Below are 12187 nucleotides of genomic sequence, written 5' to 3'. Positions count from 1 at the left end.
CGAGGCGGCGATCCTTGCGACGCTGCTCGGCTATGGCGGCCGCGAGGCGCTGGCCGAATGCGTCGAGGGCGGCATGCTCGACCAGACCGGCGACAGCTTCGCCTTCCGCCACGAGATTTCCCGGCGTGCCGTCGAGGCGGCGCTGCTGCCGCATCGGCGGCAGAGCCTCAATGCGGCGGTGCTGGGCGTGCTGCGCGCCATCGAGGGCACGCCCGTGGCGCGCCTTGCCCACCACGCGGCCGAGGCGCGCGACACCGAGGCCCTGCGCCAACTGGCGCCCAGGGCCGCCCACGAAGCCTCGCGCAGCGGCGCCCACCGCGAAGCCGCCTCGCATTACGAAGCGATGCTGGCGCTGGCCGGCGACTTCACCCTCGAGGAGCAGGCCTCGATCCACACCGGCTATGCGTTCGAATGTCACCTGATCGGCCGCATCGGCGAGGCCATAACTTCGCAGGAACGGGCGCGTGCGCTCTACCAGCGACTGGGCGACCGGCTGCTTGAGGGCGACAGCCTGCGCTGGCTGTCGCGGCTCAGCTATCTTGCCGGCAAGCGCGGCGACGCGGAAACCTATGGCGCCGCGGCGATCGCCCTGCTCGAGGGCGAGACACCGGGGGCGGAACTGGCGATGGCCTATTCCAACCTCGCGCACCTCGCCATGCTGGCCGACGATCTCGAGCCGGCGCTGCGGCACGGCCAGTCAGCCATCGCGCTCGGCGAGGCGCTGGGGCGGCCCGACATCGTCTCGCACGCGCTCAACAACATGGGCTCGGCCCGTATGTGGCAGGAGCCGGCACAAGGCCGCGCCGACCTCGAGCGGAGCCTCGAGATTGCGCTCGCGCACAACTTCCAGGAGCATGCGGCCCGCACCTACACCAATCTGGGGTGCTTCGAGATCAACGCGCTCGCCTATCCCAATGCGCGCCGCGTGCTGAAGGCGGGGATCGCCTATTGCGTCGATCGCGACCTCGACACCTGGCACTACTACATGCGCGGCTGGCTGGTCGAACTGCTGCTGCGCCAGGGGCTGTGGGCAGAGGCGGCCGAGGCGGCGCTGCCGGTGATCGGCGACGAGCAGGCAGAGGGGCTGATGCGCATCACCATCGTCCTCGCCGTGGCGCGCCTGAGGCTCAGGCGCGGCGAGGGCGAGGTCGAGCCGCTGATCGAGGAGGCGCGGCGCTTCCTCGAAACCAACCGGGAGTTGCAGCGGCTGGCCCCGTTCGCGACGCTGCTTGCCGAGCGCGCCTGGCTGGGCCGGGGCGACCCTGGCGAAGCGCTGGCGGCGATCCGCCGGGCCGAGGGGATGGCCAAGAGTCGCGCCGTCCACGGCGAACTGCTGACCTGGCATCGGCGGCTCGCCCCCGGCGACGAGTTCGGCGACCTGACCGGCCTGGCGCAGCCTTATCGCGCCGAAATCGACGGCGACTGGTCCGGGGCCGCGGCGCGCTGGCGGGAACTCGGCGCGCCGTTCGACCGCGCCATGGCGCTGCTCGACGGCGACGAGGCGGCGCAGCGTGAGGCATTGCTGATCTTCGAGCAACTGGGCGCCGGCCCGTTCGCCGAGCGGACGCGCACGCTGATGCGGCGGAGCGGCATCGCCAATGTCGGCAACGGCCCGCGCCAGTCCACCCGCGCCAATGCGCTGGGGCTGACGCAGCGCGAGATGGAAGTGCTGATGCTGGTCGGCCGGGGCCTGTCGAGCAAGCGCATCGCCGCCGAACTCGCCATTTCGCCCAAGACCGTGGACCACCATGTCGCGGCGGTGCTGGGCAAGTTCGGCGCCCACTCGCGCACCGAAGCCAGCGCCGCGGCGCGGAATGCAGGGCTGATCTGAGGACTGGTGCCGGAGGATCGGAGAGCGCAGCCAAGCCCCGGGCCTGTGGCTTGCTACTCGACGGCGACGATCTTGTATTTCTGCCCGGCCACCAGCGTGTCGCCGGGGTAGAGGTTGTTGAGGATGTAGAACAGGTCGGTGCCGCGGCCGAGCCCGGCCATCTTGCGGGCGAGCGAATCGGCGGTGTCGACGGTGCCGGCGGTGATGGTGCGGACGACGAGCTTCCTGACCTGGCCGATATCCTTGGCGGTCGCGGCGCGGAAACTCTTCAGCGTTGTCTCAGCAGCCTTGGAGAAGGCGGCGCTGTCGAACTTGGCGGCGAAGATGAAGCGATAGACGCGGCCGTCATGGCGCACCACGGCGACGCGGAAGTTCCATTGCGGCGTCACGGCCACGCCGGTCGCCATGTCGAAGCCGTTGGCGCTCTCGCTCCGCACCGTCGAGGGCTGCAACCCGGCGATCCAGCCGGACTTGAGATAGTCCTCGAGGCCCATCGAGGCCGGAACCTCGGCGCTGTCGAAGCGCACCGCCTCGCCCTCGCCGGCAACGCCCACCACCGCACCTTTCGAGATCTGCAGCGTGTAGTTGGACGGCACCTCGAAGGTGAACTTCATCGTCGGGTTGATGTAGCGCCGGCCGACCACGGCGCCCTGCGCCGGGCTGTCGCCGAACGCGAGGCCTTCGATGCCCGCCATGTAGCCGAGCCGGTCGGTTTCCCCGATCCCGGGCGCGCCGAAGAAGGCCCGGGCGGTCTCGATCGCCTTCTGGATGCGGTCGGGCGTCGAGGGGTGCGAGGAGAGGAAATCGCCCTGCTGGTCGGCATCGCCGGCCGAAAAATGCGCGAACCGGCCCATGGCGCCGAGGAACCGCGCTGCCGCATGAGGATCGTAGCCGGCGCGGCCGGAGGTGAGGATGCCTTCCTTGTCGGCGGCGAGTTCCTGCTGCTGGCTGAATGCCGCGAGCGACATCTTGGAGCGGTTCGAAGCCTGGTCGGTGGCGGTATCGGCGCCGAACACCCCGGACACGACCTTGTCGACGATCTCGTTGGTCCGCGCCCGGTTGGTGCGGGCGCGGGCGTGCTTCAGCGTCACGTGCGCGATCTCGTGCGACAGCACGGCCGCGATCTCCGAGGTATCGGAGGCGAGCGCCAGGATGCCGCGGGTGACGTACACGTAGCCCCCCGGCAGCGCGAAGGCGTTGACCTCGGCGGTATCGAGGATGGTGACGGTGAATTTCTGGTTGGGCTGGTCGGCGGCCGCCAGCAGGCGCCCGACGATCCGGGCGATCATGATCTCGGCCTGCCGGTCCGAATAGATGCCGCCATAGGAGGCGACGATGCGCGGATGCTCGCGCGCCCCGATGGCGTCTTCCTCGGGATCGTCCGAATTGGAGACGACCGGCGCGTTGTCGTCCCCGGTACGGCTGACCGTCACGCCGGGAAAGCTCGAGCAGGCTGCGAGCACAGCCAGCAGCGATGCTGCCAGGGGGACGCCGAACGCCTTGATGATCGAACGCGAGCTCATGGAGCGAGGAGAACCTCTATCTGCTCTGGATGGGTGACCTCGACCCGCGGTCCATCGCGGTCGTCCATCCAGCCTCTGATTCGCACGAGGGCGCCCTCGAGCTTGAGCGGGTCGAGACCGGCACGGGAAAACAGGTTGATCGCCGCCCTGTCTATCACGGCGGTGAAGTCCTCTTTCCACGATCGGCCAAAATTAAGGTAGATGCGCCCCTGTGCCTCATCGGCGAGGAGCACCCGACCTTCCACCAGTTCGTAGTGACCAAGGCGTCCGGCCAGCTCGGCCGGCCGATCCGCCCGCCGCACCAGATAATAGGGATCGGCCCAGATGCCAAGCTTCATCAGCCGGGCCTGCGTCTCTGAGGCGAGTAATTGTGTCAGGCACGCACGGTTGTCGGGGAAGGAATAGACCCGCGCCCAGCCATCGGCGATCATCCGCTGCTGCACCCAGAGTTCGGGTTCGCCGAGGACAAACAGTTGGCCGAGGGTGCGGCCGTGCCGGTCGATGCGCTCGCCGCCATGGCGGACCCGGACGGATTTGCCCAGCACCAGCTTTTCGAGCGCTTGACGGGAGTCCTCGGCTTTCGGCCAGGCCTCGAAGCCCTCGCGACCCAGGGGAAGCTTGGGCGCCTGCGTGCCGATCAGCCGGACCACGACGCCGCTGTCGAGCACCACCGTGTCGCCGTCGGCGACCGAGGCCACGACCCCCTTGGGGCCGTCGACGAGGCCATCACAGCCCATGACCTGGGCGCTCAACGGCATGACGGCGAGCACCGCAGCCGCAGCAATTCTGACCACATCCCGAGCAAGCAAATTTGGCCCCATCCGACGCCAACGCAAACTGCACGAAATTGCGGCGAAATTCTTCCGCTTGATGGCGAGGCGACAAGGAATGTTGCACCCGCGCCACTTCTCCTTACCATCACCCCAATTCTGTTGCCGGATCCGCCATCGATGCTCGCCGAACTCTTCGTCTATGCCGCGAGCTACCGCACGACGCCGCCGGCGTTCCGCCCCTACCTGGGCGAAGCCATCGGGCTGTGGGCCCGCGGCGAGCGGCAGACCCGGGCATGGGCCCCGCACCTGGCCAACTCGCGCGGGCTGATCGACACCACCATCGACGATTTCTCCCGCCGCCGTACCGTCGCGGTGCTGGGTTCCGGCGCGCTGTTCGACATCCCGGTCGAATCGCTGGCGCGGACCTTCGCCCGCGTCATCCTCGTCGATCGCATCCATCTGTCGGTGATCGGTCCGCGCATCGATCGCTACGGCAATGTCGAGCGCCAGTGGCGCGACCTGTCGCCCGAGACCAATCCGGAGGCGCTGGGCTTGCTCGACGGGATCGCGGATCTCGATTGGGTGATCTCGGCCAACCTCGTCAGCCAGGTGGCCCGCGCCGCTCCGCCGGGGCGCGAGCGCCATGTCGTCGACAGCCATCTCGATGCACTGGCGCGGCTCGAATGCCCGGTCACGCTGATCACCGACCTCGACTACCGCGTCTTCAACCGCCACGGCGTGGTGCGCGACAGCGCCGACCTGCTCTATGGCCGGCAGGTGCCGCGGACCGGCCTCCGCTGGAAATGGGAGGTCGCGCCGTTCGGCGAGGAGAGCCGCACCAGCCGGCGCGTCCACTCGGTCGCCGCCTGGCCGGACTGGCGCCACGCGTGAGGCTCACACGAGCTTGGCTTCGAGCGTCACGCTGATCGCCGCGAGCGCCTTCGAGACGGGGCAATTGGCCTTGGCGTCGGCGGCCAGCTGCTGGAATTTCGCATCATCGATGCCGGGAACCTTACCCTCGAGCGTCAGGGCGCTGCCGACAATGCCGGTGCCGGGAATCAGCTCCACAGCCGCAACGACGTTCAGGTGCTCCGCCGGGGTGCCGTTGTCGGCGAGCCGCTGCGCGATCGCCATGGCGAAGCATCCGGCATGGGCGGACGCGATCAGTTCTTCGGGGTTCGTGCCGGAGCGGCCGGTTTCATCGAGGAAGCGCCCCTTGTAGGTATAGGGAAGGTCGGCGAACGCGCCGCTCTGTACATCGAGCGTTCCTGCCCCCTCGCGTAGCGTTCCAGTCCAGTTGGCAGTGGCAGTGCGCTTCATCGTGGGTCTCCGGTTTCAGGGAGACCGAAAGCGGCCGCCCGAACCCTAGAAAATGCGGCGGCGAGCATCAGTTCCCGCCGCTGCTGCGGCCTCGGCAAGCGGCATCAATTCGCCGCAAGAACCCCCTAAAGCCAGCCCTCGCAACGTTGAGGTTTGCACCGGGCCCAGCTTTTGCTATGCGATTGCCTCATGACCCCGTAGCTCAGCAGGATAGAGCGCAGGATTCCTAATCCTGAGGCCATGAGTTCGAATCTCATCGGGGTCACCAGCATGCCGGACTTCCCCGGCCGTTGAAGGAGTCCGACATATGTTCCACAAGGGTCATGCTGCCCTCGCCCGCTTCGCGGTCGTCGCCGCGCTTGCCGGGGGGCTCGCCGCCTGTTCGATGGGCGGTGGCGGCGGCGGCCAGCTGTCGGCGGGCCTGACGGCGCCGATGAACGCGCCGGGAGCCAAGCTCAACCGGGTCGAGGCACTGTTCCTGCTCAACGATTTCCGCCGCTCGCAGGGGGCCGCCGACGTTCGCGGCGATACCGTGCTCGACGGCACGGCGCAGTCGCTGGCCACCAACTATGCCAAGACCGGCGCGCAGCCGATCCTGCCGCCGGGCGCCGTGGTGATGCGGCTCAGCGCCGGCTACACGACGTTTGCCGAGGCGTTCTCAGGCTGGCGCAACGTGCCTGCCGATGCTGCGGCGATTTCCGATGCGACGGCCAAGCGCGCCGGCCTCGGCGTCGCCTACGATCCGAACTCGACCCACGGCGTCTACTGGGTGCTCGTGCTTGACGACTGACGCCGAAATCCTCGACTGCCGCGGGCTGAAATGCCCGCTCCCCGTGCTGAAGATGGAAAAGCGGCTGTCGCAGCTGGGGGTGGGGGCGGCGCTGGTCGTGCTTGCGACAGACCCGATGGCAAAGGTGGATATCCCGCTGTTCTGCAGGCAGAATGGGCATAGGTGCGAGGTGAGCGCCGAGGGGGAGGTGCTGCGGTTCGGGATCGTGAAGGGGTGAGCGGACTGAGCGTGTGGCCACCCCACCTGACTGATGGAGACGGCCCCTCCCCATCCCTCCCCCTAAAGTGGAGGTGCCGCATCGAGAGTGGCGCACGATCTTGCCAAACTCACCGGCGGGCCTCCCCCTTTATGGGGGAGGCTGGGAGGGGGCTCTCCGCTTCAGTTTGGTCTACTCGTCCGCCGCCGCAACCGCTGCCGGGGCCCAGGTCGGGCGCGGCCTTGGCAGGGGAACGCCGTCGACGGCAATGCCCAAATCCGTCGCGACATAGACCTTGCCGTCGATCTTGTCGGTCAGGTAGCTCGGCTGGCCCTTGAGCCCCATCGGGAATGCGGCTTCGCGCTCGGCGACATAGGCCTTGGCCTGCTTGCCGCAGATCTGGGGGCGCATGTCGACCGGTTCGGCCGCCACGTTCTGGAGCTGGACGACGTTCTTGCCGGTGCCGTTGACCGCGCCGGAGAACCCGCGGAGGAAGAGCTCCGCGGTCATTTCATTGCGCTCGCGCGCCGACGAGCCGCCCAGCACCACGGCCAGCATGTTGCGGCCGCCGCGCTCGACGGTTGCGACGATGTTGAGACCCGAGGAACAGACATAGCCGGTCTTCATGCCGGTAGTGCCGGGGAAATGCAGCAGCAGCCCGTTGTTCGATTCGAGCTTGGCCTTGCCGAGCCGGACCGTCTCGGTGCGGAACATGTCGTCATATTCTGGAAAGTCCCGCCGGATGATCAGGGCGAGAATCGCCAGGTCGCGCGCCGAGGTCACCTGGGCATCGGCATGAAGGCCGTTGGGATTGACGTAATGGGTGGCCGAGAGACCCATGGCCCCGGCCATCGCGTTCATCTCGTCGACGAATTTCGGCACCGACCCGGACACCGCCTCGGCGACGGCGACCGCGATGTCGTTGGCCGATTTCACCACCATGATGTAGAGCGCGTCGCGCAGCGTGATCGACGAGCCGACCTTGAGGCCCGACTTGGCCGGCGCCTGGTTCCAGGCGTTCCTCGAGATCTTGATCGGATCATCGAGCCCGATCCGCCCGGCCTTGATGGCGGCGAAGGTCACGTAGGCGGTCATCAGCTTGGTCAGCGAGGCGGGATGCCAGGGCTGGCCGGCATCGTCGGAGTAGAGGACCTCGAAGGTCGTCGCGTCGACGAGCAACATGGGATTCGCCCAGACAGGCGTTGTGCCCAGGATGGCGAGGAGGACCGACAGGCTGGCGACGAAGCGCCGGCATACACGCGCGAGCAAGGCGCCTCCGGATAAAAATGTTCTCTGGGCCGGCACGGGTTCTAGCAACGCCCGCTGCGTCGCTCAATCACCGCCAGCGGCCCCTCAAAGGAATTTGAAAGTTACGCTGTCTCCTCTAGGTCAAATCCGGCAGATTTCGGGCGCTCGACCAGCGGTGGAACAGCGTTCGCCGCGGCTCGGGCAGCGGTGCATCGAGCAGTTCGAGGGCGGTGATGCCGTCGATGCGGAAGCTGCGGTAATCGTTCCTCAGCGTGCACCAGGCGACCAGCGTCTGGTGGCCTTCGAAATAGGCGAGCGCCACCGGGTAGATCGTCCGCTCGCTGACCGCCCCGCTCTTGTCGCGGTAGCCGAGCCAGGCCTGTCTCTCCTCGCGGAGCGCCCGCCTGAGCGTGCCGAGCGGATTGTCGGCAGCGGTGTCGCGCCGCGGGATGACGAACAGCCCGACCGACTGCATCTCGTCGCGCTTCTGCCTGGGCAGCACCGCCTCGATCTTGGCGCTGGCATCGCGGGCCGTCGCCGCCATGTCGCTGTCCGGCCCGTAGATCAGGCCGCGGAGGCCAAGCACCAGCGCCTCGAGCTCCTCGTCGGTGAACATCAGTGGCGGCAGGAAATGCTCGGCGCGGAGCTGGAAGCCGACCCCCGCCTCGCCGTCGATCGCCGCACCCATGGACTTGAGCGTCTCGATGTCGCGATAAACCGAGCGGAGCGATACGCCCATCTCCTCGGCCAGCACCTGTCCGGCCACCGGCCGGCGCCATCGGCGCAGCGCCTGCATCAGGTTGAGCAACCGTTCCGAGCGCCTCGCCATTCAGGGTCCGACCGCTGCTGACAAAAACCGGTGGCGGGCGCGGCTAGGCTCCTTGCATCGAAAACGCAGGAGAATTGAAATGACGACCATCGTGACCATCCTCACCGAAGGCTTCGCCGACTGGGAAACCGCGCTGCTCAATGCTGTGGCGCACAGCTTCTACAAGGTGGAGACCAAGTTCGCGACCCCCGGCAAGCAGCCGGTGACCTCGTCGGGCGGCATGACGGTAACCCCCGAACTGGCAATGGAGGAGCTCGACGTTGCAGCCTACGACGCGATCATCATCTGCGGCGGCACGGCGTGGCAATCGCCGGGCGCTCCGGATATCGCGCCGCTGCTCGATGCGGCCAAGGCCGAGGGCAAGCTGATCGGGTTGATCTGCGACGGCACCGTGGCGGGCGCCCGGGCCGGCCTGCTCGACACTGTCCGCCACACCAGCAATGGCGTGGGATATCTCGACGCCACCGGGTACCGCGGCAAGGCGCTCTATCGCGACACGGCCGCGGCGGTGACCGACGGCAAGATCGTAACTGCGGCCGGTACATCGCCGGTGAGCTTCATGGTGGCGGTTATGGACGGGTTGGGGTTGGCGGACGATGACCTCAACTACTACGTCGGCATGCATGCGGCGCAGTTTGGGAAGGCGGCTTGAGGGCCGGATGAGGTCAACCAGCGGGGCCGGAGCGAGTGGCCCCCCACCCCTGCCCCCTCCCACCAAGAAGGGGGAGGGAGACGCGTACTGAGGAAGCGGTTCAGTCGTCCCCCTCCCCATTCTTACGGTGAGGGGTCAGGGGTGGGGGTCGGCTAGCACCAGACAGACGGCCGCGCCCCTAGTCACAAGCAGTAACCGTGTCTATATTTGTGACCAAGGGAAACGCCTCAAGGAGGCAGATCGATGAAACCAACACCCGGCCAGGCCGAAACCTGCAACGCCATGGGCGACATCCTCAATCGCATCGGAGATAAATGGAGCGTCATGATCGTCGGCTATCTGACCAGGAAGACCATGCGTTTCAATGAATTGCGCCACGCTATCGGCGGCATTTCGCAGCGCATGCTGACGCTCACGCTACGCAACCTCGAGCGGGACGGCCTCGTGACCCGCACGGTGTTCCCGGAAATCCCGCCGCGAGTCGAGTACCAACTCACGGAACTGGGCCGCACCCTCACCGAACCGCTCGATGCGCTGTGGAACTGGGCTGCCGAGCATCAGGGCGAAGTCAAGGGCGCGCGCCTCAAATACGACGCGCAGCACGAAGGCGCCGCCCTGCAGCACCCGCCCGAGCGGCGCTACGCCGGCGCCGCGAGGTGAGCCGACCGGCCTCGACTCGTAAGAGCCTGGGCCGCGACCTCAGCGCCATCGGCCTCGCCGATGGCGATGCCGTGCTGGTCCATGCTGCCCTCCGCACTGTCGGGAGGATCGCCGGCGGGCCTGACGACATCATTGATGCGATGCGCGATGTGATCGGCCCGGCGGGCACGGTGCTGGGCTATTGCGACTGGCAGTTCGAGGACGAGGTGCGCGACGACCCCTCGATGCGCGACCATATTCCCGCGTTCGACCCGCTGCGGTCGCGCTCGATTCGCGACAACGGCTTCTGGCCGGAAATGCTGCGCACCACGCCCGGCGCCCTGCGCAGCGCCAGCCCTGGCGCTTCGATGGCGGCGCTCGGTGGCGAGGCCGAGTGGTTCACCGCCGATCATGCGCTCGACTATGGCTACGGCCCGCAATCCCCGCTCGGCAAGCTGGTCGAGGCCAAGGGCAAGGTGCTGATGCTGGGCGCGCCGCTCGACAAGATGACGCTGCTGCATCACGCCGAGCACCTGGCGGATTTCCCCAACAAGCGCATCCGCCGCTACGAGGCGCCGATCCTCGTCAACGGCGAGAAGGTCTGGCGCTGGTTCGAGGAATTCGACACCTCGCATTCCCCGGACGGGCTGCCGGAAGACTATTTCATCGGCATCGTCGAGGCGTTCCTCGCCACCGGTCGCGGCCGGCGCGGCAAGATTGGAGAGGCGAACTCGGTGCTGGTGCCGGCGGACGAGATGGTGGCGTTCGGGGTGGAGTGGATGGAGCGGGAGTTGGGTGGGGGCTGACTGAGGCCTGACCGAGACAGAGAGCCCCTGCCCGCCTCCCCCATGAAGGGAGGTGCCCGCCGGTGGTTTGGCTCGATCGTGCGACAAACTGGATGGCGCACCCTCCCCATCATGGGGAGGGTGGGGCGGGGCCGCCGGCTTCAGTCGGTCCCTGCCCCTGCCCCTACACCAGCGCCGTGATCTCCTTCTTTCGCCACCAGCCGATGTAGTAGGTGGCTTGGAAGGTGAGGAGCGCCGTGAAGCTGAGGCAGTAGCCCCACCATACGCCGTCGAGCCCGAAAAAGTGGCTGAGCGTGAGCGCCGCCGGCACCTCGACGAGGATGATCGCTGCGAGCGACAGTGCCATCGGGATCCACACGTCGCCGGAAGCCCGCATCACCGCCGAGAACACCGAGCCCCAGCCGAACACCAGGCAGCTCCACAGGACGATGTGCAGCAGCCGCTCGGCGATCTGCACCACCGCTTCGTCGTTGATGAACAGCCGCACCAGATGTTCGGAGAACAGGTACGCGACAAGCACCAGCGTGCCGGTGACCACGAGGTTCATCAGCAGCGCCGTGCGGGTCACGCGCTCGACCTCGTCGAAGCGCCGCGCCCCGATCGCCTGCGCGGCGAAGATCGAGGCGGCGATGCCGATCGACATGGCCGGGAACTGCACGTAGCTCAGCACCTGGTTGACCGCACCATAGGCCGCCGTCGCATCGGAACCGAAGCGGTTGACGATGCCGACGATGACGATGGCCGAGATCGACGACACCACCATGGCGACGCCGGCCGGAATGCCGAGCTTGAGGATCAGGCCCAGGAGCTTGAAATCGACCTTGAGGTGCCGGAACAGCTCGGCGTCGGGCGCCAGCGGGCTCTTTTTGGCGTTGAGGTAGAAGAACAGGAAGATCAGCACCACTACGAACCCGGTGATGAAGGCGACGGCGGCCGCCAAGACGCCGATCTGCGGCAGCCCGAGCCAGCCCAGGATCAGCGCTGGGGTGACGAACAGCCCCACCCCGATCGAAAAGATCAGCGTCAGCAGCGGCGTCACCGTATCGCCGACGCCGCGCAGCATCGAGGTGATGAGCAGGAAGACGAAGAAGCCGGGCATGCCGAGGAGGACGACCCGGCCATAGGCCGTCGCCTGCGCCACGATGTCGGCGGGGGCGCCCAGCAGTTCCATCAGGTTCTGCGCGAAGAGGGCGCCGAAGATGGCGACGACGAGCCCCATCAGGAAGCCGACAGTGAGCGTCGTGCCGACCACTTCCTTGATCTTGAGGATGTTCTTAGCGCCCCAGGCCTGCCCGATCAGGATCGTCGCCCCCGAAGCGAGGCCGATGACGAACGAGATGAGGAAGATCATGATCGGGAAGAACACCGAGACGGCGGCAAGCGCCTCCACCCCGATCAGCTGGCCGATATAGATGTTGTTGATCGTCCCCGACAGCGCCTGCAGGATATTGCTGGCCATCAGCGGAACGAGGAAGACGAGGAACCGCTGCCAGAGCGGCTTGGAAGGATTGTTCATCGCGTGAACTCCGGGAATCCGTAAAACATGCAGCGCTGGGCCCCCGATGGCCGGAAGGTTCCGT

The 12187-nt window shown here is 67.3% G+C and carries 13 protein-coding genes and 1 tRNA gene; 8 read left to right on the top strand and 6 right to left on the bottom strand.

Translation table 11 applies throughout. The annotated features are described in order from the left end of the window. Nucleotides 1-1831 (top strand): helix-turn-helix transcriptional regulator (locus tag JWQ89_RS05950; protein ID WP_299639266.1); only part of this gene is annotated, 1831 nt, incomplete at its 5' end. 53 nt (nucleotides 1832-1884) lie between these two features. Here the strand turns inward: JWQ89_RS05950 and JWQ89_RS05945 are convergent. Next, entirely contained in the window at nucleotides 1885-3354 is a 1470-nt protein-coding gene (locus tag JWQ89_RS05945; protein WP_299639264.1) for a M48 family metalloprotease, read from the bottom strand. After that, nucleotides 3351-4124 (bottom strand): thermonuclease family protein, encoded by a 774-nt coding sequence (locus JWQ89_RS05940; RefSeq protein ID WP_299639262.1) that lies wholly within the window; start codon nucleotides 4122-4124, stop codon nucleotides 3351-3353. Before JWQ89_RS05940 ends, JWQ89_RS05945 begins: the two co-directional genes overlap by 4 nt. A gap of 180 nt (nucleotides 4125-4304) precedes the next feature. Between JWQ89_RS05940 and JWQ89_RS05935 the strand changes: the two genes are divergently transcribed. Then, nucleotides 4305-5018: a hypothetical protein gene (locus JWQ89_RS05935; protein ID WP_299639260.1), complete on the top strand. Its 714-nt coding sequence runs from the start codon at nucleotides 4305-4307 to the stop codon at nucleotides 5016-5018. 3 nt (nucleotides 5019-5021) lie between these two features. On the opposite strand, the gene JWQ89_RS05930 is transcribed toward JWQ89_RS05935, so the two are convergent. Next, complete coding sequence (locus JWQ89_RS05930) at nucleotides 5022-5447, bottom strand: OsmC family peroxiredoxin (protein ID WP_299639258.1); 426 nt, start codon at nucleotides 5445-5447, stop codon at nucleotides 5022-5024. Nucleotides 5448-5638: 191 nt separating this feature from the next. Between JWQ89_RS05930 and JWQ89_RS05925 the strand changes: the two genes are divergently transcribed. The 3 genes from JWQ89_RS05925 (at nucleotide 5639) to JWQ89_RS05915 (ending at nucleotide 6454) form a co-directional block, all read left to right on the top strand. After that, nucleotides 5639-5715 (top strand) — tRNA-Arg (locus JWQ89_RS05925). Nucleotides 5716-5754: 39 nt separating this feature from the next. Beyond that, the gene (locus JWQ89_RS05920; protein ID WP_299639256.1) at nucleotides 5755-6237 is read left to right on the top strand and encodes a CAP domain-containing protein; all 483 of its coding nucleotides are present in this window, start codon (nucleotides 5755-5757) and stop codon (nucleotides 6235-6237) included. Then, complete coding sequence (locus JWQ89_RS05915) at nucleotides 6227-6454, top strand: sulfurtransferase TusA family protein (protein ID WP_299639254.1); 228 nt, start codon at nucleotides 6227-6229, stop codon at nucleotides 6452-6454. Before JWQ89_RS05920 ends, JWQ89_RS05915 begins: the two co-directional genes overlap by 11 nt. Before the next feature lie 171 nt (nucleotides 6455-6625). Here JWQ89_RS05915 and JWQ89_RS05910 read toward each other — a convergent pair whose 3' ends face one another. Together JWQ89_RS05910 and JWQ89_RS05905 are read right to left on the bottom strand one after the other, a co-directional pair. Next, nucleotides 6626-7702, bottom strand: coding sequence for a D-alanyl-D-alanine carboxypeptidase family protein (locus JWQ89_RS05910; protein ID WP_299639252.1), 1077 nt, complete (start codon nucleotides 7700-7702; stop codon nucleotides 6626-6628). 115 nt (nucleotides 7703-7817) lie between these two features. Continuing rightward, on the bottom strand, nucleotides 7818-8510 hold the full coding sequence (locus JWQ89_RS05905; RefSeq protein WP_299639250.1) for a YafY family protein: 693 nt from the start codon (nucleotides 8508-8510) through the stop codon (nucleotides 7818-7820). Nucleotides 8511-8589: 79 nt separating this feature from the next. On the opposite strand from JWQ89_RS05905, the gene JWQ89_RS05900 reads away from it, so the two are divergent. From JWQ89_RS05900 to aac(3), 3 genes are all read left to right on the top strand, one after another. Next, nucleotides 8590-9162 (top strand): DJ-1/PfpI family protein, encoded by a 573-nt coding sequence (locus JWQ89_RS05900; protein ID WP_299639248.1) that lies wholly within the window; start codon nucleotides 8590-8592, stop codon nucleotides 9160-9162. A gap of 243 nt (nucleotides 9163-9405) precedes the next feature. Further along, entirely contained in the window at nucleotides 9406-9822 is a 417-nt protein-coding gene (locus JWQ89_RS05895) for a helix-turn-helix domain-containing protein (RefSeq protein WP_299639247.1), read from the top strand. Further along, the gene (gene aac(3), locus JWQ89_RS05890) at nucleotides 9819-10607 is read left to right on the top strand and encodes an aminoglycoside 3-N-acetyltransferase (RefSeq protein WP_299639245.1); all 789 of its coding nucleotides are present in this window, start codon (nucleotides 9819-9821) and stop codon (nucleotides 10605-10607) included. The genes JWQ89_RS05895 and aac(3) overlap by 4 nt, the downstream gene beginning before the upstream one ends. 163 nt (nucleotides 10608-10770) lie before the next feature. Here aac(3) and JWQ89_RS05885 read toward each other — a convergent pair whose 3' ends face one another. Next, nucleotides 10771-12123, bottom strand: coding sequence for an MATE family efflux transporter (locus JWQ89_RS05885; RefSeq protein ID WP_299639243.1), 1353 nt, complete (start codon nucleotides 12121-12123; stop codon nucleotides 10771-10773). Between the last annotated feature and the right edge of the window lie 64 nt (nucleotides 12124-12187).

It is taken from the genome of Devosia sp. (assembly GCF_028290645.1).
Classification (GTDB): Bacteria; Pseudomonadota; Alphaproteobacteria; order Rhizobiales; family Devosiaceae; genus Devosia_A.
Note: the sequence above shows the minus strand (reverse complement) of the source record. Positions and strands in the feature narration are given on the sequence as shown.

What these genes read in the sequence shown, in the direction of transcription:
- JWQ89_RS05945 (WP_299639264.1), bottom strand. Translation starts at nt 3,354, where the DNA reads ATGAGCTCGCGTTCGATCATCAAGGCGTTCGGCGTCCCCCTGGCAGCA.
- JWQ89_RS05935 (WP_299639260.1), top strand. Translation starts at nt 4,305, where the DNA reads ATGCTCGCCGAACTCTTCGTCTATGCCGCGAGCTACCGCACGACGCCG.
- JWQ89_RS05930 (WP_299639258.1), bottom strand. Translation starts at nt 5,447, where the DNA reads ATGAAGCGCACTGCCACTGCCAACTGGACTGGAACGCTACGCGAGGGG.
- JWQ89_RS05920 (WP_299639256.1), top strand. Translation starts at nt 5,755, where the DNA reads ATGTTCCACAAGGGTCATGCTGCCCTCGCCCGCTTCGCGGTCGTCGCC.
- JWQ89_RS05905 (WP_299639250.1), bottom strand. Translation starts at nt 8,510, where the DNA reads ATGGCGAGGCGCTCGGAACGGTTGCTCAACCTGATGCAGGCGCTGCGC.
- JWQ89_RS05900 (WP_299639248.1), top strand. Translation starts at nt 8,590, where the DNA reads ATGACGACCATCGTGACCATCCTCACCGAAGGCTTCGCCGACTGGGAA.
- JWQ89_RS05895 (WP_299639247.1), top strand. Translation starts at nt 9,406, where the DNA reads ATGAAACCAACACCCGGCCAGGCCGAAACCTGCAACGCCATGGGCGAC.
- JWQ89_RS05885 (WP_299639243.1), bottom strand. Translation starts at nt 12,123, where the DNA reads ATGAACAATCCTTCCAAGCCGCTCTGGCAGCGGTTCCTCGTCTTCCTC.